We start from the raw sequence: 24,799 nt of genomic DNA on the forward strand, positions 1-24,799 counted from the left end.
CGTGTTCGCACCGGCACGCCGAGTGTTGCTCGGCTATTCACGAGATAAAGCAATGGGGTTACTCCGAATCGATGATTCGGGATTAGTCCATTGCCTCCCTCTTGCACGCAGCAAGCTCCATTACGAGCACTACGCGCTACAAGACTCTCTGCTGGCAAGCAGATTCCAGCACGGCTGGAGATGACTGACGATGGGCGTTGGCGCGCCCCTCGTCGAACAGTGTTCGATGATGTTGGCGCATCCTTCGCTACAGATTCCTTTTGGTTTGTCCACGCTCGGTATAGCGCCGCATTGCGGATCGTTGCGTGGAAATTTGATTTTTTGCTTCTAAATTCCCAGTTCATTTATTCACAGAGCCCCTTTCTAATCGCATGCACCTCCATTGGGTTTAGCGCTATACAAAGAATCTAATTCTGTGTGTAGCGCCATGCTTGCCGCTTTCAATATCAAAATCCCAAAAAACCTGACCGCAGCAATGCAGCTGCTGCAGTTGTATATGCAATCTGGCCATTACTACTGGATAAGTGGGGTTGTCGCACGGCCAAAATTGCATCGTCTGGTTGTCAAATTGAATGCATTTCGGATTGCGCGAGATGCGCCAGGGCGAGCCTATGACAAAGCAAAAGGTTTAGCGTCTACGCACCTTGTCGTGTGCGAACTGAGTCATGGTGAGCTGCTCTGGGTACTTGTGGGTACAGCAGGGAAAGGTGGTTTAATCGACCCTGAGCAGATAGACATCGGTACGATTTACGATTCGCGTCTGGCCGGCCAGCATTTGCGTTTCAAGCACTATGAGTTGCTGCATACAGAAAAACGCATCAAGCAAGTTCGCGACACGACATGGACGTGGCGAATTGCACCGCAGCGCTACAAAGAGCACGAAGCATTTATCGTCCAGCTTATCCGACAGCGTGATAGAGATGGTCTGAATACAGAATTGGTGGCCCTGGCTGCCATGCCACAATTTAGTGGGGTGCGCGGGCAGGTACTCAAGTTGTTCGCTGAAACTAAAAAACTGGGTCTGAAATTTAGATTGGGAGAACTCGCCGTTCCGACATTGCCTTATATGACTCGCATGAGTATTTATACTGAGCCAGCTAGGACACTGGACACTCTCTGTGAAACTGTTTTATGAATTGCTCAAGCGCATATCAAGCAAAGGCATGTACTCGCCATGCCTTTGCTCCGAAATGGCTTATTCGTAAGTAATGTGAACGAGGGGGCGAGTTAAGTTCGCGCAAAAATAGCGATATTGACTAAACCAGCCACGGTGGCGGTATTGATAAGGGACATACGCATCGTCAATCGCTAAGTTGTGCTGCGTGTACTCAGCGTGCTGATGTCGCCAGTAGCTTAGTCGTACTCGAAAGCCATTCCACTGCAGATTGATTGACTGGTACTGGGCGCCTATTTGCTTGGCTTGTAGAAAAAAAGCTTGAGTCTGCATTTCAATTGACGGCAGTCGCTTGATGCTTCTTGCCAGTTCTGGGGATAAACACGGTAAATGTTGAAGTAATGTGCTGGACATATTGCGGTGACCTATATCAGATAAAAAATCCCGAAACCCTCTTCTCACGGAGGGGGGGGCGGGACTATACGGGGTGAGAATACCGGGATATAGGAACCGGCCAGCACATGGCTGCCCGCATAGCCCGCCCATAGGCGTAGCAATGCTCGCACCGCACCGCAAAACGTCATCAAAACGAATTGCAGCGCTGGTGCGCCTAAATCTCCCGAGTTCTCACGCTCGACCACTGAATTGGCAGTGGCGGGCAGACTATAAGCGAAAGCAATTAAGATTGGCAATCATCCGGCTAGCTTCGGTATGTGACATCGACTTGCTCCTGAGGGATTAGCAAAGGCATGCTCCTCGTTCATGCCTTTGCTGTTGATGAAGCGACGCGTGAGAATTGAATTATTTCAGCATGCCCGAATGAGTATTCAATGATGAGAGAAGAGACTCGATGTCACTACGCCGCCACGCGGCGATGCGCAGGCCGAGTTTAACTTGAGCCGGAAAACGGCCAGTTTTGATGCCCGCATACCAAGTTGCCCGCGAGACGGGAATGATGGCCAGAACTTCTGGCAGGCGTAACAGTGAATCTGTGGTGTTCATTACTTGTTTCCATGACCCCAAAGGATGATCCGGTCATGTGCCCTCTGTTTTGCATGTATTCCTCGGCCGACGATTGGGTTGCTCGCAGGTATCCGGTTGCGTCAAACGACGCGTGAAAAAGTATAGGAGGGTGGGGCGGGCGTGATGACGGCTTTGTGTGCCCTTCAATCAAAATATTTTTTGATGCGAAAAAAATAAAAATGGGTGGGGTCGATGGATGAAGAACATGTGCGGCGGGGTGAGGCACTGCGAGACAAACTGTGTACGAACCTGTGTACAGCAAAAAGTTTGGCTTGAATGATGAGGTTGGGGGTGGAAATGAAAAAACCCGTTAAACTCTTGAAGTTTAACGGGTTTTTGGCATATGGTGCCCAGGGTCGGACTCGAACCGACACACCTTGCGGCGGGGGATTTTGAGTCCCCTGCGTCTACCATTTCGCCACCTGGGCAGGTGCTGTGTAGAGCACGCATATTAGAGATGTAGTCGCGGTTTGGCAAGTGTTTTCTGCGATATTTTTCGCTATTCGGCTTTTTTAAGCGCCAGTGCGCGCTCGTAGAGTGCATTGCGTGGGGCGCCAGAGATCGCTTGTGCTAGCGCAACCGCTTGTTTTAGCGGTAATTCCGCAACTAATGGTGTCAATAGGCTGTCATAGCTGCTGCCTTCGGCTTTTTCAGCTGGCGCGGCGGCATTAACCACGATCACTGCTTCGCCGCGTTGTTGATTGCTATCATTGGCGATCCACTGCGCCAATTCGGCCAGTGGTGCACGGCGAATGGTTTCAAAGGTTTTGGTCAACTCGCGCGCTAATACTGCCTCACGCTCGTCGCCAAACACCGCGGCCATGTCGGCCACACATTCAGCGATACGGTGCGGGGCTTCATAGAATACGGTGAGGTAAGGTAATTGGCTTAATTTGGCTAATTCATCGCGACGCTGCTTGCTTTTGGGCGGCAAAAAGCCATAAAACAAGCTATGTGCGCAGCTAAACCCGCTGGCTGATAGGGCGCTGGTTAATGCTGAGGCGCCAGGAACTGGGATCACCTGAAAACCAGCGGCGTGTACTGCGGCGGCCAATACTGCGCCGGGGTCTGAAACAGCGGGAGTGCCAGCGTCTGACACCTGTGCTACGGTGTCGCCCGCGGCTAAACGAGCAATAATTTTTTCCGCCATGGCGCGTTCATTGTGTTCGCGCACGGAAATCATTGGAGTGCTAATGCCAAAGTGCTTGAGCAATTGCCCAGTAACCCGTGTGTCTTCGGCTGCGATCACATCTGCTTGGCTTAGAACGGCCAGCGCGCGCTCGGTAATATCACCGAGATTACCGATTGGCGTGGCAACCACATATAATGCAGACTTGCTGACAGGAATATCAGGCTTATGCACGTGAAAAATCTCCTTGGCTGGCGAGTAACCCCTCGCAGCACTGCTACTTTGGCAAAATGGGCACTGAACAAATCGATCAGTGCAGCCCAGATGATGGGGCTAAGCACTCTACTATACGGGGCGCTGGCCTGCTCGGCCACTCTTGCACAGGCAGAGGAGACGCAAAGTCCGGAACCAAAAGGTTATATTGCCTTGCTTTTGCCGGGCAACGCCAAGGCATTTAAGCCTGCGGTTGATAATATTCGCACCGGTGTGCTGGCTGCAGAGCGTGTGCATGGCGATGCAGATATTCCTTTGGTGCGGGTTTTTGATACGACGGATAAAGAAGAAGATATTCAGGCTCAGTATAAAAAAGCCGTAGCAGGTGGTGCGTCAGCCGTGATCGGGCCATTGACCAAGTCGGCGTTAAATTATCTGGCCGATAGCACCGAATTAACTGTGCCGGTGTTGGCGCTGAACGGCTTTGATCAAACCACTTTGGCGCAAAGTAAGCTTTATAGTTTTGGCTTAGGTATTGAAGGTGATGCAATTGCTGCCGCACAACTGATGAAGCTGGAGGGCGTGCAACAGCCAATTGTGCTACAAACTGCGGATTCAACTGGCCAGCGTTTAACTCCTAGTTTTGTCGCGAGCTGGCGTGCACTAACAGGGGCTGAGCCTGTGATTGTTACCATCGCGAATCCCAAACGTGATGCGCCTGCGCTGAAAGCACAGCTTGCTGAGGCTGTAACTGACGCCATATTTCTGGCCATGGATGCCAAAGCAGCCCGGATTATTCGACCATTCTTAGGAAATGAACGCGCGGTCTATGCGACCAGTCAGGTCAACCCTGGCCGCTTGCCGACCACAATGCTGGTTGATTTGACCGGCATTAAATATTTAGACATGCCATGGCTGGCTAATCCCAACCAAGAAGGTTACGAGCTTTATAACCGTACTCGATCCACTTCCAACGATTTAGAACGATTATTTGCGCTGGGGGTTGATGCTTGGCAAATCGCCGCCATCTTAGCCAAAGGGGGTACTGTGGAACGGCTGGAAGGTTTAACCGGTACTCTCAGCCTTGGCCCTGATAATGTTGTGGCTCGTGAAATGACAGTGCGCACCATGGGCCGCACGGAAACACCTCGTGAATGATAAAGGCGCTGACGCCGAACAACGTGCTGCGCAGTATTTATTGCAGCACGGCTTACGTATTGTGGCCAAAAACTGGGCTTGCAAACACGGTGAGATTGATTTGATCGCGCAAGATGGTGCGACCTTGGTTTTTGTTGAGGTTCGGCTACGACATTCGAATCGGTTTGGCGGCGCGGCCGCCAGCATCACCCCAGCCAAGCAGGCCAAACTTTGGGCGAGTGCCCAGCTGTATTTACAAGGCATCAAATCACCACCTGCGTGCCGATTTGATGCGATTTGTTTTGATGGCCAGACTATCAGTTGGCTAAAAAACTGCATCAGTGCCTAGCCGTGCAGGCTGGGAGTTGAGGCAATTATTTTAAAAAGAAGGATAACCACATGGATTTGATTCAACGTGTTCAGCAGCACTTTGAGGAAAGTATTGCCGCTAAAATGGCTGCAGTAGAAGTGCTCAGTCCAGCAATCGCGCTGGCCGCCGAAAAAGTTGTTCAGACGTTAATTGCCGATGGCAAAATTTTGGCATGTGGTAATGGTGGCTCGGCTGCCGACGCGCAGCATTTTGCCGCCGAAATGGTAGGCCGCTTTGAACGTGAGCGTCCAGGTTTGCCGGCGATTGCACTGACAACTGACTCGTCTGCATTGACAGCGATTGCCAATGATTATGACTTTGACTTGGTTTTTTCCAAGCAAGTGCATGCGCTGGGCCGCGCTGGCGATATTTTGGTGGCGATTTCGACTTCGGGTAACTCGGCCAATGTGATTTCAGCAATTCACGCTGCACACGATCGCCAAATGACGGTGATTGCCTTTACGGGCCGCGATGGCGGGCAAATTGCCGATCTGATGACTGGTGATGATGTCAATATCTGTGTGCCACATCCGCGTACTGCCCGCATTCAGGAAGTGCATATCACCGCAATTCACGCCTTGTGTGATGCGGTTGACTTTATGTTGCTAGGGGGCGATTGATGAAGCGTTTACTTAGTACCGCTTTACTGGCCGCCAGCTTGGGTTTGTCCGCTTGCGTGCCACTGGTTGTGGTTGGCGGCGTGGCAGTGGGAGCTTGGTTTGGATCGGATCCGCGCCCCACGGCGAGTATCAAAAAAGATACCGAGTTGGGGGCCAATATTGACGCCAAAATTCGCGATGAATGGCACGAGAAAGTGCATGTATCGGTCAATACCTTCAATGGCCAAGTGCTGTTAACCGGTGAAGTTCCAGATGCGGCAAGTAAGGCAAAGGCTGAGCAGTTTGCTCGCTCGTTTGCCGATACCAAACGGGTATACAACGATTTGTATGTTGGTGCGCTATCTACCACGGGCGAGCGTTTTAATGACGCGCAACTCACCACACGGGTAAAGAGTGCCTTGCTCGCTTCTGGTGGTGATCTGGCTGCGGTGCATATTCAAGTGATTACTGACCGCACCGTTGTATATCTATTGGGAATGAGCCCACCGGCTCTGGCCGATAAAGCGGCCAATATTGCCGCTTCGGTCTCTGGGGTAAGCCGGGTTGTGAAGCTGGTGCAGCCTTTGCAGGCGCTACCGCAATAAAATAAAACGCCACAAGCACATTGTGGCGTTTTATTTTAGGGTATATCAATAACGACCATTTCTGCATTGGTCTAAAAAGATATACCCATTGAATTATGGTTTGAATTGCTGCTGGATGTATTTCAGCAGCAGTGCTTGGGCTGAGGCAGTTGGATGTAGCTGATCCGCTTGGAAATATCGATCCTGATCGATGATCGGTGCCAGCAGGAATGGACTTAAGCTGAGCTGGTATTGTTTGGCCAGTGCGGGATACACCGCAGCAAATTGCTGGGTATAGCTCGCGCCATAATTAGGCGGCATCTGCATTCCTATCAAATGTACTTTGGCGCCACTTTTTTGTGCCTGACTAATCATCGTGGCCAGATTGTTTTTGATCCCCGCTACTGGCAGGCCGCGCAAGCCGTCATTAGCGCCCAAGGCTAAAATGACCCATTGCGGTTGATGTTGTTTGAGGCTGGCGGGGAACCTTGTTAGCCCTCCGGCTGTCGTCTCACCTGAGACGCTGGCATTGACGACACGAAACTTTTTACCCTGCCGCGCCAGCTCTTTTTCCAGTAATTTGGGCCATGCCTGTTCGGCCGCAATACCATAGCCGGCCGACAGGCTGTCGCCAAACACCAAAATAACCGGCTCGGCCGCTTGCACCGCGTGCATAGCCAAGGCGCTACCGATACTGATAAGGATACGTTTGAACATGTCCGATCTAACTCCTGGCTTGATTGAGGTGCGTAATGTCCACAAGCACATTGCCACCGACGCACAAGCACTTACAATTTTGCATGATATTGATTTCAGTGTACCAGCTGGCGCCAGTTTAGCGATTGTTGGTCGCTCGGGCTCGGGCAAATCGAGCTTGCTGGCGCTGCTGGCGGGACTGGATTTGCCAAGCCAAGGCGAAATTAGGCTGCAAGGCCAGGCGCTGCAAGCGTTGGACGAGGATGGGCGAGCCAAAGTTCGCGGCGAGTTGGCGGGCTTTGTGTTTCAGTCGTTTCAATTGCTACCCGAACTCAATGCGCTGGAAAACGTGATGCTGCCATTAGAGCTCGCAGGCGCGCCTGATGCCGAGCAGCGAGCGCAATATTGGCTGGAGCGAGTAGGTCTGTCGCATCGGCTTGATCACTTACCGCGCCAACTCTCTGGTGGCGAGCAGCAGCGCGTGGCGCTCGCGCGGGCGTTTGCACCCAAACCGGCGGTGCTATTTGCCGATGAGCCCACTGGTAGCCTCGATAGCGCCACCGGCGCGGTGGTGGCCGATTTGTTATTCGATCTAAATCGCGAAATGGGTACCACGCTGGTGCTGGTGACGCACGACGAAACGCTGGCTGCACGTTGCTCGCATCGCTTGCGGCTGCAAGCTGGGCAGATCACCGAATGGCTGGCGCCTGAAGAACGCGAGCAACTCGCAACGGCGGTGTGATGATGAGCAAGCTTGCGATGCATTGGGCACCATTGCGCCTCCACTGGCGCTTATTCAGTCGCAGCATGGCGGCGGGTGAATACAAAACGCTGCTGCTGGCCTTGGTGATTGCGATTGCCTCGTTGACCGCAGTGGGTATGCTCACCGAGCGTGTGCAGCGCTTGCTGCTCGGGCAGGCCAATCAATTGCAGGCCGCCGATGCCGTGCTGGTGTCTGATCACGCTATTGCCCCCACTGCGGCGCAACTGGCGCAGCAATTCGGCTTGCAAACCGCGACGACGACTACTTTTCCATCGATGGTGAGCTTTGGCGAGCAGACGAGTCTGGCTTCGGTGAAAGCCGCCAGCGCCAGCTATCCCTTGCGCGGCAAACTGGCTCTGCTGCCGCCCGCACAAAATGCAACGCTGCGCAGTGGCGATGCGCTGATCGATGCCCGCTTGCAAGCCATGCTGGGCGTCAAGCTTGGGCAGACGATACAAGTGGGCCAGCTCAATCTGACCGTACGCGGCATTATTGAGCGCGAGCCCGATGCGGCGTTTGATTTTTCCAGTCTGCAAGCGCGGCTGTTGATGAGTGACAGCGATTTGGCCGCCAGTGGTTTGCTCGGCTTTGGTAGCCGCGTTAAATACCGGCTGATGGTGGCCGGTGACGAAGCCAAGGTCGCGCAGTGGCAGGCGAGCATGAAACCCAAGCTGGGGCGCGGCGAGAGCCTTGAAAATGTGCGCGAATCCCGCCCCGAGCTTAAGCAGGCGATTGATCGCGCCGAGCGGTTTTTACGTTTAGCCGCTCTATTGGCTGGCGTGCTGGCTGCCGTCGCAATTGTGTTGGCCGCGCGACGTTTTGCGCTGCGGCATTTTGACACGGTGGCCTTGCTGCGCACGCTGGGGGCGAGTCAGCGCAAAGTGCGGGCGATTTTGCTTAGCCAGTTGTTATTGCTGGCTGGTTTTGCCGCTGCATTGGGCGGTGCACTGGCGTGGTTGGCGCAAACGCTGCTGGTGTGGCTGATTGCGGCGCAATTGCCGGCACCCCTGCCCGCCGCCACATTGTGGCCGTGGGCTTGGGCGAGTTTGCTGGGCTTGGTCTTGTTGCTCGGCTCAGCTGGGCCAGTGCTGCTCAGTTTGGTCAAAACCCCGCCGCTGCGGGTATTACGCCGCGATATGAGCGTGAACGTCCAATGGGTTTGGCAGTATGGCATTACCCTCGTCGCCATGGCGGGTATATTGTTGCAGGTAGCTCAGGATATTAAGTTAGCGGCAATAGTTGGTGGGGGTATTTTGCTGGCGCTGGTCTTGGTCGCCGCTTTGTCGTATGGAGTGTTGCAGGTGTTGCAACGTTACCTCAAACGCGGCAGCCCCAAAATTGCTTTGCGCCAAATGCTGCGCCAACCCGGCTTGCTGCTGGCACAACTGGTGGCGCTGACCTTGGGGCTGTGTGGTTTGTGGCTATTGACCGTGGTGCAAAACGATTTACTGACCGCGTGGCGCGCGCAAGTACCCGCCAATGCTCCTAATCATTTTGCAGTGAATATTCAGCCAGAGCAGCAGGCGCAATTTAGCCAGCTGTTTGTTGCTGCTGGATTGCCGCAGCCCAAAGTGCAGCCGATGATTCGTGGCCGCTGGGTGCTGCATAATCAGCTGCCGGTCAAGCCCGATAGCTACTCCGAGCCACGTGCGCGGCGGCTGTCTGAGCGCGAGTTTAATCTATCGTGGGGTGAAGACGAGCGCGCTGATAATCAGCGCGTACAAGGCCCGCCCTTAGATCAAAATCGGCCTGGCTGGTCGGTGGAAGCTGAGCTGGCCGAGCAGCTGGGCATTAAAATCGGCGATGTGCTGACGTTTGAGATTGCCGGAGTGCCCCTTAGCGCGCCGGTGGTCAATTTACGCAAGGTGAATTGGGGCTCGTTTCGCGCTAATTTCTTTGTGATTGGCTCTGAAGTGATGATGCGCGAGCAGCCTAGCAGTGCGATCAGTAGTTTTCATTTGCCCAAAACACAAGCGCAGCTGATTCCCAATTTGGTTCACGCGCTACCCAATGTGACGGTGATTGATGTGGGGCAGGTGTTGGCGCAGGTCGAATCGGTGATTAGCCTAGCTTCAGCGGCGTTGCGGCTGGTGTTTGTGATGTGTGTGCTGGCCGGTTTGACGGTGTTGCTGGCGGCGCTCGATACGAATGAAGCTGAGAGACGGCGCGAGGCAGCTTTGCTGCGCGCCTTGGGTGCGGGCGCGCGCCGGATTGCGCAAATCTGGTGGCTAGAGAGCTTGTTCCTCGGCGCAGTCGCTGGGCTGATGGCGGGCTTGGTGGCGGCGCTGGGCGCTTGGTATGTGGCCTACAGCGTGTTTAATTTGCCGTGGCTGATAAATTGGGCGCTGCCGCTGTATTCGGCTGTAGCAGGCATGCTACTAACGGCGCTGACGGTAGGGCGGCGTTTAATGGTGTTGGCACGGACCACGCCACTGTTAATGTTGCAAGCCGATTAATTGGGCTGCATCGAAAAAGCGATGAACTGTTGCGCTGCCAACACGAAAATGGTGCGTGGCACTAATTACCGCAATTATTTGTGCGAGATTTGTGCCAGCGCAAAACATCTATGGCCTGCTAGGCGCATCCTCAGCGCTAATATTGATGTGAGGTGAGCCATGTTTATTCTTGAGCAAGGGCAGGTAGAGCGCTTGTGCCAGTCTTATCTGGGCGGAAACGCGACTTCCGTAGAAAAAATTACCGGCTTTCAGGCGGATGTGTATTTGGTGCAAGTAGGTCGTTTGCGCGCAGTGCTCAAATGCTATCGCCAGCCTCATCAAGCGCAGCGTGAAGCGCAGGCGCTCAATCAATTGCGTCAATACGTGCATGGTTTGGCGCTGCCTGAAGTCATTGCGGTGCATCAGCCGGGGCAACCGGGCGAAGCGCTAATCCTGACCTACATTCACGGCGCGCCCGCTAGTCATGAGCTAGAGTCGCCAATTGAGGTCGATCGCTTTGCCGATGATTTTGTCGACTGGCTGCGTGGCCTGCATGCGATTAGTTGCGAAAAAGGTTTTCAGGATGAGGCCGGGCAGTGGTATAGCCAGTTTGCCGAAGCTTATCAGGCCGATCTGCACGCCCGTGTGGCGTGGCTCAATGGCGCTGCAGCGGCGCAATGGATCAGCAAACCGCTGCGCGAAGATTTGATCGAATTGGCCGGTAAATTTAACCAGTTGCCGCTGTCAAATCGTCAGACCAGCAGCATTATCCATGGTGATGCGCATGCGGCCAATTTCTTGGTTGATCCTGATTCGCACCGACTGTGCGGCGTGATTGATCCGGGCATGGTGCGCTTTAGCCACTGCGAGCTTGATCTGGTGCAGCTCGATACCGTACGGCCAGATTTAAAACTGCTGGGTAATTACCTGAATAAATCGGATTTCGATGCGGGTATACGCCTGCGGCTCTCATTCTTTGAGGTGTTCAGCGATATACGTCAGATCGCTCAAACGGGTGTGTGTGACGAATCAACCTTGCTACGCAAAATCAGCAAGGTACAGCGCCTACTGGATGCGGCGGCGCTGGCTAGCGCGGTTTAAGATTTAATCTGCAAAATATTCAAAGCCCTGATTGCGGTAAGTAATCAGGGCTTTTTCTATGGTCAAATTGCTTAATGGTGAGATGCGTGCTCACTGCTTGAGCTGGCGGGATGATGGCTGTGTTGATCCATTTTGATCACGCCCTCAAAGCTCGACATCTGGGCAACTTCTTTGGATGTCATGGCTTTTTCAGCCACGTTTAAATCTGTCAGCAGGCGTTTAGCATGATTTGCCGGCACCCCAGCCTGCAATAGCAAGTGAGTTGTGATTTCGCCCGCACATAGTTGTGCTTGCCAGCCGTGGCTAGATTTCTGCAATATGGCACGACCACCGCGCCCGCCTTGTTGCCAGCCAGCAATCGCATATTGTTCAACAATCACGACAGGTTTGACTGCAAGAGGGTTGTCGGCTTTATCCCAAGTTGCTTTCAGGCTATGGATGATGTCTGAAGTATCATCAGCCAGTGCCATATTGGCGCTAAATAATGTAGCGACGAATAATGCGGCACCTAAGTATTTTCGAGTAATGCGCATGCCAGTATTTCCTGTGAACTATTAGTGAGCCGCGTGTGCAGTTGAGGAGGCTTGATAGGTCATCGCCTCGATCTTGACCTGCACGGTGACCACGCCCGCTTTAGCAAACGTCAGCGTCAGTGGAAATTTTTCGCCTTCTTTCAGCGGCTGCTTTAAGCCCATTAACATAATGTGATACGTGCCGGGAGCAAGCTTGGTCTCGCTGCCTGCGGCGAGCGGCAATGCGCTGATCTGGCGCATTTTCATTACCCCATCGACCATTTTCATTTCATGGATTTCAACTTTGTTGGCGATCTCGCCGCTGACTTGAACCAATTGATCATCGCTGGCGCTGTTGATCACCATAAAAGCCCCTGCATTGCTTGCGCCACTGGCGCTAGCGCGCGCCCAAGGGTGTTTAATTTGTAGTTCTCCAACGGTGTATTCGTGAGCGAAAGACAGCACTGACAGGCACAGCAGCGCTGCGCTGATAAAGCATTTTTTAAGCATAGGTATTGACCAATAAATAGAATATAGAGGGTATAGCGATAGGACTGTTTCTATTCAATAGGTGGGGCGTGACTCTGGGGGTGGGTATAGGAGGCGGTCGGTATAAAAAAACCTTCATTTCGCACCAGTCGGAACGAGCTGGCGTGCTCTCGAGCAGAAGGTAAAACCGACGGCGCAACGGGGGGCGCCAGATGTTGAATTGCACTGCTGACACAAATAGGACACGGTAGCATGCCGGTATCGGCGGTCTGTGTTGGCGCACTGGTGGCTTGCTTGCCCGCAGCGACACTACACAGCACGAGGCCATCGAGTCCTGATTGACTACTTTGCATTTGCGCCGCATGCGCAAACGGCAATAGCCAATGCATGCATAGCGCCACGAGGGCGATGCAGACTAGGCTAACAGTTTGGAAGCGGCGTAATTGCATGATGAATCAGTCGAAAATTTCGCAGAGTTTACTGCAGAAGCTAGGTGTTGTGAAATAGCTGTCGTTCACAAACGGCGGATTAAAGCTTAAAGCCCAAGGTAATTCTCGTTCAATACCCGCAAAAAGGCGTCGCCGTATTTTTCTAGCTTGCGATCACCCACGCCGCTGATGCGCGAGAGTTCGTAATGATCGAGTGGGCGCAGGCGCACCATTTCTTTGAGTGTCGCGTCGCCAAAAACATGGTAGGCCGGCGCTTCGATTTCGTCGGCGAGCTGTTTACGCAGTTTGCGCAAGGCTTGCCACAGCGCCTGATCGGCCTCGCTGCTAAATTCGCTGCCTTTATCGCCGCGATAGCTGAATTTTTCGGTGCGGGCGCGCAGATAAAGGGGCACTTCGCCTTTCAGATAGGGACGCGCCGTATCGGTCAGCTGCAGCCCGCCATGCCCTTCGGGCGCGAGCTGCAATGCGCCTTTGGCAAGCAATTGGCGAAACACCGCACGCCAGCTGGCTTCGTCGATGTCTTTGCCAATGCCAAAGGTGCTGATTTTATCATGCAGGTATTCTTTAACTTTGGGGCTGACTTTGCCACGCAGTACGTCGACCAAATGCCCAACACCAAAACGATTGCCGGTGCGATAGACGCACGACAGCGCTTTTTGCGCGGCTTGGCTCATTTCGACCAATTGCGGCGGATTGAGGCAATTATCGCAATTGCCACACGGAATGGTCTGCTCGCCAAAATAGCCCAGCAACACGGTGCGGCGGCATTCGGTGGCTTCTACGAGGCCGAGCATCGCATCGAGCTTGCGGCGTTCTACATGTTTTTGCTCCTCAGGGCTGCCGCCTTGCTCGATCATTTCGGCCAGTAGCATTACGTCGTTCAGGCCGTAAGCGAGCCAGGTATTCGCGGGTAGCCCGTCGCGCCCGGCGCGGCCGGTTTCCTGATAGTAGTTTTCGATGCTTTTGGGTAAATCCAGATGCGCGACAAAACGTACGTCGGGCTTATTGATCCCCATCCCGAAAGCAATGGTTGCTACCATCACCACGCCTTCTTCACGCAGAAATATTTGCTGGTGTTTGGCGCGGGTACTGGCATCGAGCCCTGCATGATAGGGCAGCGCTTTGATTTCCTTGGTGCGCAACCAAGCGGCGGTGTCTTCGACTTTTTTACGTGACAAACAGTAAACGATGCCCGAATCGCCTTCATGCTCGCGGCGCAAAAAGGTGAGCAGTTGATCGCGGGCGGTTTTTTTCTCGACGATGGTATAGCGCAGGTTTGGGCGATCAAAGCTGGCGACAAATTCCTGCGCGTTTTCCAGTCGCAAGCGCTGCTTCATTTCGGCACGCGTCGCGTGATCGGCTGTGGCGGTCAGTGCAATGCGGGGCACTGCGGGGAAATCATCCGCCAGCACCGAGAGTGCCAGATATTCTGGCCTGAAATCATGCCCCCATTGCGAGACGCAATGTGCTTCGTCAATTGCAAACAACGAAATATGCGCTTGGCGCAGCAGGGCTTGAAAACGGCTCGTCATTAAGCGCTCGGGCGCGACGTACAGTAGTTTGAGTTTGCCGTTCAGCAAGCGCTGTTCCACATCCCGTGCAGCATCGGCGTCGAGGGTCGAATTCAAAAATGCAGCCGCTACGCCAATTTCCAGCAAGGCCTCGACTTGATCTTGCATTAAGGCAATGAGTGGGGAAACCACAATCGCGCAGCCATCACGTACTAGGGCCGGAATTTGATAACACAGCGATTTGCCGCCGCCGGTTGGCATTAAGACCAGCGCATCTTGCCCTGCGCACAGCGCATTAACGATTTGTTCCTGCATACCACGAAATGCACGATAGCCAAAAACGTGCTCAAGGTAATGCAAGGCAGAATGGGGGTGGGATGCAGAAGGATTAGACATAAGCAGCGGTATTGTACGCCGCTTCAACTCAAGCGTCGCGTCTGGGCGTAAAGTGCTGCTTGGTATTTCAGAAAATTAAGGGGTATTTGTTTGGGCGCTAATTTTAATGAGCTCTAGTCGCTAATACCCTATAGGTGCTTGTCTTGATGATCCATGATTGCCGATTGTGTCGTGAGCGGATGCAGGCGTTCATCGAGTAGCGATTTCTTTTTGCCAAAACGTGACCACGGGATAAATGGTAAACAGGCCAACACGATCAGGGTAATGATCAGAAATTCCAGCATGTAATGCTCTTGGCGTGAATTTAAGTTGGCGTCAGTATAAATTCAGCTTTGGTCTTGTGCAATGCAGGTGGAGTTAAAAATTGGTTAAAACATACAGAATAAGAAAGAAATTGTTTGTTGGGCTGATTAACGGTCTACGGGGTTTCCCTAGGTAGAATAAGGTGTGGCCGTAGGCCACACCCAGCTTAATGCTTACAAGCCAGCCTCAACCAGCATTTCACGAGTGAGCAAGAACACAAAACCATCTCCTGATTCTGTCGGCAACCATACAAATGGCAAGGTTGGGAATTGCTCTTCCAGCACATCGCGGTTATGACCAATTTCAACTACCAACACCCCGTGTGGGTTCAGATGTGCGCTTGCTTGAGCCAAGATTTGACGCGTGATATCAAGCCCATCTTCACCGCTACCCAGCGCCATTACTGGTTCGTGCAGGTACTCCGGTGGCAATTCTTCAACACTATGGGCATCAACATACGGTGGATTAGAAATAATCAAATCGTATTTCATATCCTGCACTGCTTCGAATAGATCCGAGTCGAGCAGGTCGATGCGATCGCCTAGGCTGTAGTCGAGCACATTGATTTCGGCCACATCCAGTGCATCAGGTGACAAATCCACCGCGTCAATTGCAGCATCCGGGAACGCATGTGCCATCAAAATGGCCAAGCAGCCTGAGCCGGTGCATAGATCAAGTGCATTGTGAATCAGCTCAGGGTGCTCAATCCAAGGGTCTAAGCCATCGTTGAATAAGATTTCTGCGATGAATGAGCGTGGCACAATCACGCGCTCGTCCACATAGAATTTGAAATCGCCCAGATATGCTTCTTTGGTAAGGTAAGAGGCCGGTTTGCGGGTAACTACCCGCTCTTGCAATACATTGAGTACTAGCTCAACTTCTTCTGGCAATAAGCGGGCATCGAACACCGGCTCCAGTCGGTCGATTGGTAGTTTCAGCGTGGCCAAGATTAGATACGCTGCTTCATCCCATGCTTCACTGGTGCCGTGGCCATAAAACAGCTCGGCGGCATTGAATCGGCTGACGGCAAAACGGTGCAGGTCGCGCACTGTGGTCAGATATTCGCGGGCGGTTTCGTACATGGGAATTCTCCGTTCAGAGTGTTAGGTCGCCAGTTTACGCAAAATTGCACAGACTGTGCGCAGATGTTAGCGCGAAGCGGTTTTCTGTCATGACTCATCACTACGGGTGAGGGGTGTGGCCGCACTCCATAACGAGCGAGTAGTAGCTTGTCAGAGTGAGCTGCTCGAGCTCGCAATGCCTTGATTCACCTCAATATCTCCCAAATATGGGAAAAACCAAGGTTTCTCCGACCGTATGGGTAAATTCAACCTCCATGGCGGTATCCAGCGCGGCGTGCTTGGTGTAAAGTGCCGCTTTAGTTGAAATTGCACATTGGAGTGGTATGGGTATGACGTTTGCAACGCTTGGCCTTGCGCCTGAAGTTCAAAAGGCAGTTGCCGAGCAGGGCTATGAAACCCCGACCGCGATCCAGTCACAAGCTATTCCGGTTATCCTCACCGGACAAGATGTATTAGGTGCAGCACAAACCGGTACCGGCAAAACCGCTGCGTTTACTTTGCCGATTCTGACCAAAATTATCCGCCACGCTAGCACGAGCGTATCGCCAGCGCGCCACCCGATTCGCGTGCTGATTTTGGCGCCAACGCGTGAACTAGTCGATCAGGTCTACGATAATGTGGCAACGTATAGTAAATACACTGGCCTGCGTAGCCATGTGGTGTACGGTGGCGTCGATATCAAGGCGCAAATTCCAGCTTTGCGTAATGGCGTAGAAGTACTAGTCGCCACACCTGGCCGCTTGCTCGATCATATTCAGCAAAAAAATATCAATTTATCGCAAGTTGAGATTTTGGTGCTCGACGAAGCCGATCGCATGCTTGATATGGGCTTTATTCTCGACATCCGCGAAATTTTCAAACTGTGTACCAATCGCAAACAAACGCTGCTGTTCTCGGCCACGTTTGCACCGGAAATCGTCAAGCTCAGCAATGAGTTTATGAATAACCCGGTCAAAATCGAAGTCGCCCGCCAGAATTCGGCCAATGAATCCGTCAAACAAGAGCTGCATCCGGTGGAAACCGGCCGCAAACGTGCCTTGCTAGCCCATTTGATTCGCGTGCACGATATGAGCCAAGTGATCGTGTTTTGCCGCACCAAAATTGGCGCCGAGCAAGTGTCACGCGATTTAAAACGCGCTGGCTTTAATTGCGAGGCGATTCATGGTGATCGCGATCAAAAAGCCCGTACCGAGGCACTCAATAAATTCAAAGCGGGTGAAACCAAAGTCTTGGTCGCTACCGATGTGGCGGCGCGTGGTCTGGATGTGACCGATTTGCCATTTGTGGTGAATTTCGAGTTGCCAACCAATCCTGAAGACTACGTGCATCGCATTGGCCGTACTGGGCGTGCTGGCGCTACAGGCATTGCGATTTCACTGGTCGCTCCTGAAGAAGACAAAGCCTACAACGGTATCAAAGCTTTGCTTAAGCGCGACCTGCCCTTGATTCCGGTGCCAGGTTTCTCGCCAGGTACGATCCAGATTATTGACGAGCGCGAATCGACGCGCGAGCGTATTGGTTCAGATCGTGGTGAGCGCGGTACTAGCCGCAATGGCCGTGGTGAGCGCGATCGTTTTGGCAAACGCGACGCAGGCGTTCGTGAAAGCGCGCCAACGGGTGATCGTATGCCATCGCGTGCTGCCCGCGATGCAATGGATATCCCTGCGTTTCCTAGTGATCTACCGAAACTACCAAAACGCGCTCCGCAAATTGCCGCGTTATTCTTGCCTAAGCGCGCGCCGCTCACTCAAGAGTAAACAATAAAAAAGGGCCGTAAGGCCCTTTTTTAATGCCTAAACAACCGGCGTTTCCCGCGCAAGCTACCAGAGATAGCCCAGACCAAGACCCGCATAGAACTCGCCATTGTGTTGTACCAGCGGGCTGTTTTTAATCCCGCTAGCGTAAAACTCGTAATTGACTGCGGCCATGCCGATCCAGTCTTTATTAAAGCGATAGCTGGCGATTAATGCCGCCATTGGCGAGACCGTAGTGCCGGTATTCCATGCCGGCCGAGTGGCGGTCGCTTCGCTACTGGATACGCCGCCGAAATAGTAATTAGCCATATTTTCACTACGCACCATCACACCAGCGCCCGGCATGATCAGCCAATTGTCTTTGACGATGGGAAAGTCGGCCCAAAACAAGGCTTCCTGTCCCTTGCTGGTGCCTGTGAGATCGCTGGATGCGCGTACTGTGATTAGCGCGTAAGGTGTGACTAGATTGGCACCAACTCCGCCTTCAAGTTGCCATTTGCGTTTTTGCATGCCTACGAATGCGGGCGTTTCAGTAGGATCAAGGTTGCCAAAACGAACCCGGCCATATAAATACGCCGCCAGATCGCCTTCTTTGTAAACGTAATAGCGTGCGCGATCCCCCAAATACATCAGGCGATCACCAAAATATATTCCACCTGGAATGACGTAATGCGAATTGTCTTGCGCTGCGTAGCGGGCTTTGCCACCCAGCACTACGCCGCCAAGCACCAGCCCTTTAGGCACCGGGCTGGTGGGGGAGCCATTCGAGAGTGAATCCAGAGCGCCAAAATCAATTTCTGCCTTGGTAGGTATTGCCGTCAATGCTGCGGTTAGCATGGAGGCTATAGCAATACCCTTGGGTGTATTGATACGGCTCATTCTGTGTATCCCTGTGCTTGGATTGATGTCTTGATTGTAACAAATGGCGCTAGCGGCACAGCGGGCGGTTGCCACAGCGCGCCGCTAAAGAGACAGCCGAAGGCGTTATTCTGCTGCGATCAAGCGCACAGCCAGTGGGGGCGCGCCATTGGCGATTGGAAATAGCCGATCAATATTGGGGTGATTGCCAGGGTTTTTTTCAGCATCCAGCGTGTGTTCGGCGTAGATGCGCAAACCTTTTTGCGCTGCGATATCGCTGATAGCGCCAAATTCTTGATACAGCGCGTGATACACGCGCACGCTACCCGCTTGTCCTGGCTTGTTGTCAATCCGCGCAACAATTTCATCGCCGTTGAGTAATTCGATGGCGCTTAAATGTTCAACAGTCGGCAGTGTGGCGAGTTGTTCGGCAAAATTCATGGTGACACCTTGTCAACGAGTGGAATGGGTCAGGCGTTATAGCATACAAGCGCGCTGTGCGCTCAATCGGAGAAAAAATCATGATTCGTGCATTCAAAGTGTTGTGTATGACGGCTGCTTTGACCGCAGCTTCGTTGGCGATGGCCGAGCCTGGCCAAGGCCCCGGTCATGAAGGAATGCCTAAAGGTGATGTGAGCAAGGCAGACTTTCTAAAGCATATGGAAACGCGCTTTGACAAAATGGATACCAATAAAGATGGTGTTTTGTCAGAAGCCGAACGCAAGGCTGCACATGAGCAAATGCGCGCTAAACGTGAAGAGTTTCGTAAAGATCGAATGGGCCGTAAAGCCAGCGGTGTGAACTAAGCGAGCATCGGCAATAAAAAAGCGGCGCAAGCCGCTTTTTTATTGCTACCAAACAGCGGCGTATTCCGATTATCGGATTAGGCGCGAGCCACATCTCCCCAAATTTGGTCTAGTGGTAACTGGCCCGCGATAATGCGGCTGTCGAGCAGATTGATGACCGAGCAATCAAATTCGGCGCTGTTGCGCAGTACCGGTTTTGGCAGGAGTTGGTCGTTCTCATTAAAAAGTGATAGTACCAGCGGCGTACTGTCGAGTTTGCCGCGCTGCACGACTACCGCGGTTTCACCATTAATTAAATGTACGACACTGCCGGGGGGGTAGAGTCCCAGGGTGGAAATAAACAGCTGCGCCAATTTTTGATCTAAGCTGCCCGCATCACTATTGAGCGCACTAAACATCGCGGCATCGGCCAGTTGGCGCCGACGGTAGCCTCGGTTGGACAGCATGGCGCAATAGCGGTCGGCCAGACTCAAAAGCCGCGCTTCAAATAAAATCTCGCTGCCTTTCAGCTTGCGTGGGTAGCCGCTACCATCAGGCGCTTCGTGGTGTTGTTCAACACAATCGAGCCAGTGAATATCAGACACGCCCAGCATGCGCAGTTGATCGCGACCAATTTGTGGGTGAGCTTGCATTTGTGCGCGTTGTTCGTTGCTTAACGGGCCTTCCTGCGCCGCCAAAAGGCTTTCTAGCGCATGCATGCCGATATTCATGGTTAATGCGGCGGCAATCACCGAGGCGCGCTGGATTGTGTTTTGCCCTAGATTGATCAGGCTTAATTCGGCCACGATGGCCACATCCACCGCATGGCGAATCGGATACGGCGTTTCGATTTCAAGCAAAATGGTACCCAAAGCCACTTCGGCCGACTGCTGGCAGGCTAGCTGAATCATCTGAACCATTGCATTCACTGAGGCAGGGAAGTTTTCCGCAGCCAGCGGGTCGCGCAATAATTGCTCCAGATCCAGCCGTGCTTGCCGAATCAGTTGCAAAGAAGATGGAGATGAAGTGGACATAGTTGAGTGCATGCAATCAGATTGGCTATATTAGCCCATAACATGTAAAAACAGCGTGAGTATGTACCCACGCTGTTACAAAATATGCCATTTCGATGCAGAACGGAATACAGTTATTCCGCTTCATCCATCCAAGTCATTTGAATCGCTTCCAAGATTTTCTCGCCACAATGCTTGGGATCATCGTCAAAACCTTCGAGCGCCAATACCCAGTCGCGCAAATCGGTAAAGCGAATCGTCTTTGGATCAACGTCGGGATATTTATCGGCTAATTCAATCGCGATATCGCGGGTGTCGGTCCATTTCATCTTTATACTCCTGCTATGTATTGCTTGATGAGCAAGTGGAGCTATGTTCTAGCTGGTTATACCCGATTAATGATGTTCACGAGCGTGATTGATGGTGTATTTTGGTAGCTCAACCACCAAATCGGTATCGGCCACTTCGGCCTGACACGACAGGCGCGAGCAGGCTTCTAGGCCCCACGCTTTATCAAGCTGGTCTTCTTCGAGCTCGTCGGCTTCATTCAGACTATTAAAACCTTCGCGTACCAGCACATGACAAGTGGTACAGGCGCACGATTTTTCGCAGGCGTGTTCGATTTCGATGTCATTGGCCAGCAGCGCATCACAGATGGTAGTGCCCGGTTCGACTTCGAGCACGGCGCCATCGGGGCAGAGCGAAGCATGCGGCAGAATAATAATTTGGGTCATGGCTAATCTCTTTTATCAATCGCGCTTAAATATCGGAAATCTTGTGGCCAGCCAGGCCGCGTTTTACGGCCGCATCCATCCGGCGGCTGGCAAACTCGCCGGTGGCGGCATTGAGCTGTTCGGTGGCGGCAATAATGGCATCGGCTTGCGCTGCGGCACTTGCCGCTTGCACGGCCGCAATCGCGGCATCAATACTGGCGCGCTCGCCGGCGTTAATCAGATCGCCATCGGTATCGAGTGCGACCAATACCGCAGTGACAATACTTTCAGCTTCAACGCGGGCCTCAGCAAGTTTGCGTGCCTGTACGTCGATTTGCGCATGCGTCATTGATTCGGTCAGCATGCGGCTGATTTCGTCGTCTGATAGGCCATACGATGGCTTCACCGCAATGCTCGATTCAATCCCCGTCGATTGCTCGCGCGCTGAAACCGATAGCAGGCCATCGGCATCCACTTGGAAAGTCACGCGAATCCGCGCCGCGCCAGCGACCATAGGCGGAATACCGCGCAACTCAAAACGCGCCAAGCTGCGACAATCGCTGACCAATTCACGCTCGCCTTGCAGCACATGAATCGCCATTGCGGTTTGGCCGTCTTTAAACGTTGTAAATTCTTGCGCGCGTGCGGTTGGGATCGTGCTATTGCGCGGAATGACTTTTTCGACCAAGCCACCCATGGTTTCGAGGCCGAGCGAGAGCGGAATCACATCCAGTAATAGCCATTCATCGTCGCCCTTATTGCCGGCCAACACATTGGCCTGAATCGCAGCGCCAATCGCGACGACTTTATCGGGGTCGAGGTTGGTCAGTGGCTCTTGGCCAAATAATTCGCGTACGGCTTTGCGCACGTGGGGCATGCGCGTTGCGCCGCCGACGAGCACGACGCCTTTCACGTCTTCGATCGCCAATTTGGCATCGCGCAGCGCTTTTTTGACTGGCAACAGCGTTTTGCTGATTTGGTGCGCGGTCATTTTGTGGAATTGCTCGGCGGTCAATTCCAAATCGATCACCGCGCCATCGGACAGCACAGCGGTGATGCGCGTAGTGTCACGGTCGGTGAGCGACTCTTTCGCTTCACGCGCACGCGTCAGTAACAGGCGCTGATCGTTGGCATTCGGGCCATGAATATCGGCTTGCTCCAAAATCCAGCAGTAAATACGGTGGTCGAAATCGTCGCCGCCCAGTTGCGAATCGCCGGAAGTCGCACGTACTTCAAACACGCCGCGCGTTAGCTCCAGAATCGACACATCAAACGTGCCGCCGCCCAAGTCGTAAATCACATATGTGCCTTCGGCTGCGTTATCGAGGCCATACGCAATCGCAGCCGCGGTCGGCTCGTTCAATAGGCGCAAGACGTTCAAACCTGCGAGTTTGGCCGCGTCTTTGGTCGCTTGGCGCTGTGCGTCGTCGAAGTAGGCGGGTACGGTAATCACTGCGCCAACTAGCTCGCCGCCAAGGCTTTCTTCTGCACGCGTTTTGAGGGTTTTTAAAATTTCGCTGGAGACTTCAACCGGGCTTTTCACGCCTGCACGCGTCACCAGTTTGAGCATGCCCGGCTCGTCAACAAAGCGATACGGCGTCGCCAAATCGGCGATGTCATTAATGCCGCGCCCCATAAAGCGTTTGACCGACACCAAGGTATTGCTTGGGTCTTCGTTTTGCTTTGCTTGCGCGGCGTGGCCAATGAGTAATTGCTCATCCTTGCCGTAATGCACCACCGACGGTAACAGTGTGCGGCCATCGTGATCAGGCAGGCAGACTGCGCTACCGCTTTTGACGGTAGCCACCAAGGAGTTGGTCGTACCCAAATCGATACCGACCGCGAGGCGGTGTTGGTGAGGGGCCGCTGACAGGCCGGGTTCGGCAATTTGCAACAAAGCCATTGGCTTAAATCCTAAAAATCTAATCGATTAAATGTTTTAAGGTATATGCCTGAAGCGCTTTGGGGGAAAGAGATTCAGGGATATACCCTTATTGCTTAGAAAATGTAGCAAGGTTTACCAGCTTGCTACAAATACAACAGTTTAGTCGTGGGCATGCCGCATTGCGGCTAACCCACCCCATATCCGCATGGGTTTTTAATACAAAACGGCCTCAATTGCATCGCCAATTTCTTGGTCGAGCTTTTCCATAAAGCGTAATTTTCGCACGCTCATTGCCGCATTCGCAAAGTCTTGCTGCGCGTCGATTTGCGTGGCGAGTTTGTCTTCTAAAGCTTGCATCTCTGCGCGCATTTCACGCGCCAGGTTTTCGAGCGCATCGACGTTTTTGCTTGCTTTTGCATCGCCAATGCTTTCACGCCATTCCATTTGCGCCATCAGAAAATCCATCGGCATCGACGTATTGGTTTCTTCTTGCGTATCTACGCCTGCCAATTGCAGTAAATAGCGCGCCCGTGGCAGCGCCGATTTCAGGGTTTGATACGCTTCGTTAATGTGCGTGGCGGCCTGTAGGCTCGCGCGGCGCTCGGCATCAGACGCGGTGGCAAATTTGTCTGGATGATACAAGGCGACTAGCTCGCGATAGCGGGCGTCGAGCTGTTTGGCATCAACCGCAAATTGGCTAGGCAAACTGAACAAGGTGAAATGCGATTGGCTAAAGTCGATCATGAGTGGCCGCAGGAGGTGAAAATCAAATTAGAAAGGCTAGCCAAGGTGGGCGGCAAGTACTTGCCGCGACCACATGGGCGCCATCAGGCCACAATTAAACGCCAAAGCTCTCGCCACAACCACATTCGTTTTTCACGTTCGGGTTGTTGAATTTAAAGCCTTCGTTGAGGCCTTCTTTGGTGTAATCCAGCTCGGTGCCATCCAGATACGCCAGCGATTTGGCGTCGGTATAAATTTTGGTACCAAAGCTTTCAAACACCAGATCGTCTGCGTTTTCCACATCGACAAACTCGAGCTTATATGCCATGCCGGAACAGCCTGAGGTTTTAACCGCCAGACGAATACCAAGGCCTTTGCCGCGTTTTTTGATGAAATTAGCAACGTGATTGGCTGCCGCTTCACTTAATGTCAGTGCCATTGCTTGCTCCATTGGGGTATATTGCTACAGCCATTCTTGCGTATCGGCTGCGGCGCTATACCTAGGGAATTATTTGCCGTGCTTTTGCTTGTAGTCTTCAACCGCTGCTTTGATCGCGTCTTCAGCCAAGATCGAGCAGTGGATTTTTACCGGTGGCAAAGCTAATTCTTCAGCGATTTGGGTATTTTTGATCGCCAAAGCTTCGTCCAATGATTTGCCTTTGACCCACTCAGTCACCAGTGAAGATGACGCAATTGCCGAGCCGCAGCCGTAGGTTTTAAATTTGGCGTCGGTAATCAAGCCGTCTTCGCCGACCTTGATCTGCAATTTCATCACGTCACCACAGGCTGGCGCGCCGACCATGCCGGTACCAACGGTGTCATCACCTTTATCAAACGCACCAACGTTGCGTGGGTTTTCGTAGTGGTCGAGTACTTGTTCGCTATATGCCATTTCGTGTGCCTCTTAGCTAAATCAAAAGTTCCCCAGCTGCGTTACTTCGGCTTGCCGTACTCGATGTACTGTCTGCGCCTGAAGTGCCTTGCTGGAAAACTTTTGAATATTTAAATTCTTTCCAGAATCAAACCACCTTTAGGGGTGGATCGTTTTTTTCTTGGCAAAAGTCCATGCAAATTGGCGTGGATCGTTATGCCAGACAAGGCGCGGAGCCGCGCCGTTTACTGCTGTAAACAAGCGGTTTCGCAACGCCGTATGGCGTCACGA

At 52.9% G+C, this 24,799-nt stretch carries 28 protein-coding genes and 1 tRNA gene; 10 read left to right on the top strand and 19 right to left on the bottom strand.

Going from position 1 to position 24,799, the window contains the following annotated elements:
• Positions 1-427: 427 nt before the first annotated feature.
• Positions 428-1,135 carry a hypothetical protein gene (locus HZU75_RS12690; RefSeq protein ID WP_180306393.1) on the top strand — a complete coding sequence of 236 codons (708 nt, stop codon included), beginning with the start codon at positions 428-430 and terminating at the stop codon, positions 1,133-1,135.
• A gap of 780 nt (positions 1,136-1,915) precedes the next feature.
• Here the strand turns inward: HZU75_RS12690 and HZU75_RS12695 are convergent.
• From HZU75_RS12695 to rsmI, 3 genes are all read right to left on the bottom strand, one after another.
• Positions 1,916-2,116, bottom strand: a complete 201-nt coding sequence (locus tag HZU75_RS12695) for a helix-turn-helix transcriptional regulator (protein ID WP_228028055.1) — start codon at positions 2,114-2,116, stop codon at positions 1,916-1,918.
• Between the two features lie 365 nt (positions 2,117-2,481).
• Positions 2,482-2,565 (bottom strand) — tRNA-Leu (locus tag HZU75_RS12700).
• Positions 2,566-2,636: 71 nt separating this feature from the next.
• Positions 2,637-3,500: a 16S rRNA (cytidine(1402)-2'-O)-methyltransferase gene (gene rsmI, locus HZU75_RS12705; RefSeq protein ID WP_228028056.1), complete on the bottom strand. Its 864-nt coding sequence runs from the start codon at positions 3,498-3,500 to the stop codon at positions 2,637-2,639.
• On the opposite strand from rsmI, the gene HZU75_RS12710 reads away from it, so the two are divergent.
• The 4 genes from HZU75_RS12710 to HZU75_RS12725 are packed head-to-tail and all read left to right on the top strand — an operon-like array spanning position 3,501 to position 6,190.
• Entirely contained in the window at positions 3,501-4,637 is a 1,137-nt protein-coding gene (locus tag HZU75_RS12710) for a penicillin-binding protein activator (RefSeq protein ID WP_180306394.1), read from the top strand.
• A complete protein-coding gene (locus HZU75_RS12715) occupies positions 4,630-4,965 on the top strand; it encodes a YraN family protein (RefSeq protein ID WP_180306395.1) in 336 nt (111 codons plus the stop codon). The genes HZU75_RS12710 and HZU75_RS12715 overlap by 8 nt, the downstream gene beginning before the upstream one ends.
• Positions 4,966-5,015: 50 nt before the next feature.
• The gene (locus HZU75_RS12720; RefSeq protein ID WP_180306396.1) at positions 5,016-5,606 is read left to right on the top strand and encodes a phosphoheptose isomerase; all 591 of its coding nucleotides are present in this window, start codon (positions 5,016-5,018) and stop codon (positions 5,604-5,606) included.
• The gene (locus HZU75_RS12725) at positions 5,606-6,190 is read left to right on the top strand and encodes a BON domain-containing protein (protein WP_180306397.1); all 585 of its coding nucleotides are present in this window, start codon (positions 5,606-5,608) and stop codon (positions 6,188-6,190) included. The genes HZU75_RS12720 and HZU75_RS12725 overlap by 1 nt, the downstream gene beginning before the upstream one ends.
• 93 nt (positions 6,191-6,283) lie before the next feature.
• Here HZU75_RS12725 and HZU75_RS12730 read toward each other — a convergent pair whose 3' ends face one another.
• Positions 6,284-6,886, bottom strand: a complete 603-nt coding sequence (locus tag HZU75_RS12730; protein ID WP_180306398.1) for an arylesterase — start codon at positions 6,884-6,886, stop codon at positions 6,284-6,286.
• On the opposite strand from HZU75_RS12730, the gene HZU75_RS12735 reads away from it, so the two are divergent.
• From HZU75_RS12735 to HZU75_RS12745, 3 genes are all read left to right on the top strand, one after another.
• The gene (locus tag HZU75_RS12735; protein WP_180306399.1) at positions 6,885-7,607 is read left to right on the top strand and encodes an ABC transporter ATP-binding protein; all 723 of its coding nucleotides are present in this window, start codon (positions 6,885-6,887) and stop codon (positions 7,605-7,607) included. The genes HZU75_RS12730 and HZU75_RS12735 overlap by 2 nt on opposite strands.
• Positions 7,607-10,084: an ABC transporter permease gene (locus HZU75_RS12740; protein ID WP_180306400.1), complete on the top strand. Its 2,478-nt coding sequence runs from the start codon at positions 7,607-7,609 to the stop codon at positions 10,082-10,084. Before HZU75_RS12735 ends, HZU75_RS12740 begins: the two co-directional genes overlap by 1 nt.
• A gap of 159 nt (positions 10,085-10,243) precedes the next feature.
• Positions 10,244-11,164, top strand: coding sequence for a phosphotransferase family protein (locus HZU75_RS12745; protein ID WP_180306401.1), 921 nt, complete (start codon positions 10,244-10,246; stop codon positions 11,162-11,164).
• A 71-nt stretch (positions 11,165-11,235) separates the two neighbouring features.
• On the opposite strand, the gene HZU75_RS12750 is transcribed toward HZU75_RS12745, so the two are convergent.
• From HZU75_RS12750 to prmB, 6 genes are all read right to left on the bottom strand, one after another.
• Positions 11,236-11,697, bottom strand: coding sequence for a copper uptake system-associated protein (locus HZU75_RS12750; RefSeq protein ID WP_180306402.1), 462 nt, complete (start codon positions 11,695-11,697; stop codon positions 11,236-11,238).
• A gap of 21 nt (positions 11,698-11,718) precedes the next feature.
• Positions 11,719-12,186 carry a copper chaperone PCu(A)C gene (locus tag HZU75_RS12755; RefSeq protein ID WP_180306403.1) on the bottom strand — a complete coding sequence of 156 codons (468 nt, stop codon included), beginning with the start codon at positions 12,184-12,186 and terminating at the stop codon, positions 11,719-11,721.
• 50 nt (positions 12,187-12,236) lie between these two features.
• Complete coding sequence (locus tag HZU75_RS12760) at positions 12,237-12,614, bottom strand: DUF2946 family protein (RefSeq protein ID WP_180306404.1); 378 nt, start codon at positions 12,612-12,614, stop codon at positions 12,237-12,239.
• An 86-nt stretch (positions 12,615-12,700) separates the two neighbouring features.
• A complete protein-coding gene (recQ, locus tag HZU75_RS12765; protein ID WP_180306405.1) occupies positions 12,701-14,521 on the bottom strand; it encodes a DNA helicase RecQ in 1,821 nt (606 codons plus the stop codon).
• A 128-nt stretch (positions 14,522-14,649) separates the two neighbouring features.
• A complete protein-coding gene (locus tag HZU75_RS12770; protein ID WP_180306406.1) occupies positions 14,650-14,805 on the bottom strand; it encodes a hypothetical protein in 156 nt (51 codons plus the stop codon).
• Positions 14,806-14,997: 192 nt separating this feature from the next.
• Positions 14,998-15,906, bottom strand: a complete 909-nt coding sequence (gene prmB / locus HZU75_RS12775) for a 50S ribosomal protein L3 N(5)-glutamine methyltransferase (protein WP_180306407.1) — start codon at positions 15,904-15,906, stop codon at positions 14,998-15,000.
• Between the two features lie 329 nt (positions 15,907-16,235).
• Between prmB and HZU75_RS12780 the strand changes: the two genes are divergently transcribed.
• Positions 16,236-17,663 carry a DEAD/DEAH box helicase gene (locus HZU75_RS12780; protein ID WP_180306408.1) on the top strand — a complete coding sequence of 476 codons (1,428 nt, stop codon included), beginning with the start codon at positions 16,236-16,238 and terminating at the stop codon, positions 17,661-17,663.
• 63 nt (positions 17,664-17,726) lie between these two features.
• On the opposite strand, the gene HZU75_RS12785 is transcribed toward HZU75_RS12780, so the two are convergent.
• Both HZU75_RS12785 and HZU75_RS12790 read right to left on the bottom strand, forming a co-directional pair.
• Positions 17,727-18,539 (bottom strand): MipA/OmpV family protein, encoded by an 813-nt coding sequence (locus tag HZU75_RS12785; protein WP_180306409.1) that lies wholly within the window; start codon positions 18,537-18,539, stop codon positions 17,727-17,729.
• Between the two features lie 105 nt (positions 18,540-18,644).
• Complete coding sequence (locus HZU75_RS12790) at positions 18,645-18,959, bottom strand: DUF2322 family protein (RefSeq protein WP_180306410.1); 315 nt, start codon at positions 18,957-18,959, stop codon at positions 18,645-18,647.
• A gap of 80 nt (positions 18,960-19,039) precedes the next feature.
• Between HZU75_RS12790 and HZU75_RS12795 the strand changes: the two genes are divergently transcribed.
• A complete protein-coding gene (locus HZU75_RS12795; RefSeq protein WP_180306411.1) occupies positions 19,040-19,324 on the top strand; it encodes a hypothetical protein in 285 nt (94 codons plus the stop codon).
• 77 nt (positions 19,325-19,401) lie between these two features.
• Here the strand turns inward: HZU75_RS12795 and HZU75_RS12800 are convergent, their stop codons facing one another.
• From HZU75_RS12800 to iscU, 7 genes are all read right to left on the bottom strand, one after another.
• Complete coding sequence (locus tag HZU75_RS12800) at positions 19,402-20,337, bottom strand: HD-GYP domain-containing protein (protein WP_180306412.1); 936 nt, start codon at positions 20,335-20,337, stop codon at positions 19,402-19,404.
• A 113-nt stretch (positions 20,338-20,450) separates the two neighbouring features.
• A complete protein-coding gene (gene iscX / locus HZU75_RS12805; protein WP_180306413.1) occupies positions 20,451-20,645 on the bottom strand; it encodes a Fe-S cluster assembly protein IscX in 195 nt (64 codons plus the stop codon).
• 66 nt (positions 20,646-20,711) lie between these two features.
• The gene (fdx, locus tag HZU75_RS12810) at positions 20,712-21,050 is read right to left on the bottom strand and encodes an ISC system 2Fe-2S type ferredoxin (RefSeq protein ID WP_180306414.1); all 339 of its coding nucleotides are present in this window, start codon (positions 21,048-21,050) and stop codon (positions 20,712-20,714) included.
• 25 nt (positions 21,051-21,075) lie between these two features.
• A complete protein-coding gene (hscA, locus tag HZU75_RS12815) occupies positions 21,076-22,932 on the bottom strand; it encodes a Fe-S protein assembly chaperone HscA (protein WP_180306415.1) in 1,857 nt (618 codons plus the stop codon).
• A 195-nt stretch (positions 22,933-23,127) separates the two neighbouring features.
• Positions 23,128-23,658: a Fe-S protein assembly co-chaperone HscB gene (gene hscB, locus HZU75_RS12820; RefSeq protein ID WP_180306416.1), complete on the bottom strand. Its 531-nt coding sequence runs from the start codon at positions 23,656-23,658 to the stop codon at positions 23,128-23,130.
• Positions 23,659-23,752: 94 nt separating this feature from the next.
• Positions 23,753-24,076 carry an iron-sulfur cluster assembly protein IscA gene (gene iscA, locus HZU75_RS12825; RefSeq protein WP_180306417.1) on the bottom strand — a complete coding sequence of 108 codons (324 nt, stop codon included), beginning with the start codon at positions 24,074-24,076 and terminating at the stop codon, positions 23,753-23,755.
• A 69-nt stretch (positions 24,077-24,145) separates the two neighbouring features.
• The gene (gene iscU, locus HZU75_RS12830) at positions 24,146-24,529 is read right to left on the bottom strand and encodes a Fe-S cluster assembly scaffold IscU (protein WP_180306418.1); all 384 of its coding nucleotides are present in this window, start codon (positions 24,527-24,529) and stop codon (positions 24,146-24,148) included.
• Positions 24,530-24,799: the final 270 nt, after the last annotated feature.

Source organism: Chitinibacter fontanus (genome assembly GCF_013423785.1).
Taxonomy (GTDB): Bacteria; Pseudomonadota; Gammaproteobacteria; order Burkholderiales; family Chitinibacteraceae; genus Chitinibacter; species Chitinibacter fontanus.

Bases quoted from the DNA above. Each gene is read 5' to 3' on its own strand.
- recQ (WP_180306405.1), bottom strand. From the start codon at position 14,521: ATGTCTAATCCTTCTGCATCCCACCCCCATTCTGCCTTGCATTACCTT.
- hscA (WP_180306415.1), bottom strand. From the start codon at position 22,932: ATGGCTTTGTTGCAAATTGCCGAACCCGGCCTGTCAGCGGCCCCTCAC.
- HZU75_RS12790 (WP_180306410.1), bottom strand. From the start codon at position 18,959: ATGAATTTTGCCGAACAACTCGCCACACTGCCGACTGTTGAACATTTA.
- hscB (WP_180306416.1), bottom strand. From the start codon at position 23,658: ATGATCGACTTTAGCCAATCGCATTTCACCTTGTTCAGTTTGCCTAGC.
- HZU75_RS12740 (WP_180306400.1), top strand. From the start codon at position 7,607: ATGATGAGCAAGCTTGCGATGCATTGGGCACCATTGCGCCTCCACTGG.
- HZU75_RS12785 (WP_180306409.1), bottom strand. From the start codon at position 18,539: ATGAGCCGTATCAATACACCCAAGGGTATTGCTATAGCCTCCATGCTA.
- HZU75_RS12770 (WP_180306406.1), bottom strand. From the start codon at position 14,805: ATGCTGGAATTTCTGATCATTACCCTGATCGTGTTGGCCTGTTTACCA.
- HZU75_RS12720 (WP_180306396.1), top strand. From the start codon at position 5,016: ATGGATTTGATTCAACGTGTTCAGCAGCACTTTGAGGAAAGTATTGCC.
- iscA (WP_180306417.1), bottom strand. From the start codon at position 24,076: ATGGCACTGACATTAAGTGAAGCGGCAGCCAATCACGTTGCTAATTTC.
- HZU75_RS12745 (WP_180306401.1), top strand. From the start codon at position 10,244: ATGTTTATTCTTGAGCAAGGGCAGGTAGAGCGCTTGTGCCAGTCTTAT.
- iscU (WP_180306418.1), bottom strand. From the start codon at position 24,529: ATGGCATATAGCGAACAAGTACTCGACCACTACGAAAACCCACGCAAC.
- prmB (WP_180306407.1), bottom strand. From the start codon at position 15,906: ATGTACGAAACCGCCCGCGAATATCTGACCACAGTGCGCGACCTGCAC.
- HZU75_RS12690 (WP_180306393.1), top strand. From the start codon at position 428: ATGCTTGCCGCTTTCAATATCAAAATCCCAAAAAACCTGACCGCAGCA.
- HZU75_RS12725 (WP_180306397.1), top strand. From the start codon at position 5,606: ATGAAGCGTTTACTTAGTACCGCTTTACTGGCCGCCAGCTTGGGTTTG.
- HZU75_RS12735 (WP_180306399.1), top strand. From the start codon at position 6,885: ATGTCCGATCTAACTCCTGGCTTGATTGAGGTGCGTAATGTCCACAAG.
- fdx (WP_180306414.1), bottom strand. From the start codon at position 21,050: ATGACCCAAATTATTATTCTGCCGCATGCTTCGCTCTGCCCCGATGGC.
- HZU75_RS12695 (WP_228028055.1), bottom strand. From the start codon at position 2,116: ATGAACACCACAGATTCACTGTTACGCCTGCCAGAAGTTCTGGCCATC.
- HZU75_RS12730 (WP_180306398.1), bottom strand. From the start codon at position 6,886: ATGTTCAAACGTATCCTTATCAGTATCGGTAGCGCCTTGGCTATGCAC.
- iscX (WP_180306413.1), bottom strand. From the start codon at position 20,645: ATGAAATGGACCGACACCCGCGATATCGCGATTGAATTAGCCGATAAA.
- HZU75_RS12795 (WP_180306411.1), top strand. From the start codon at position 19,040: ATGATTCGTGCATTCAAAGTGTTGTGTATGACGGCTGCTTTGACCGCA.
- HZU75_RS12755 (WP_180306403.1), bottom strand. From the start codon at position 12,186: ATGCTTAAAAAATGCTTTATCAGCGCAGCGCTGCTGTGCCTGTCAGTG.
- HZU75_RS12760 (WP_180306404.1), bottom strand. From the start codon at position 12,614: ATGCAATTACGCCGCTTCCAAACTGTTAGCCTAGTCTGCATCGCCCTC.
- HZU75_RS12780 (WP_180306408.1), top strand. From the start codon at position 16,236: ATGACGTTTGCAACGCTTGGCCTTGCGCCTGAAGTTCAAAAGGCAGTT.
- HZU75_RS12800 (WP_180306412.1), bottom strand. From the start codon at position 20,337: ATGTCCACTTCATCTCCATCTTCTTTGCAACTGATTCGGCAAGCACGG.
- HZU75_RS12750 (WP_180306402.1), bottom strand. From the start codon at position 11,697: ATGCGCATTACTCGAAAATACTTAGGTGCCGCATTATTCGTCGCTACA.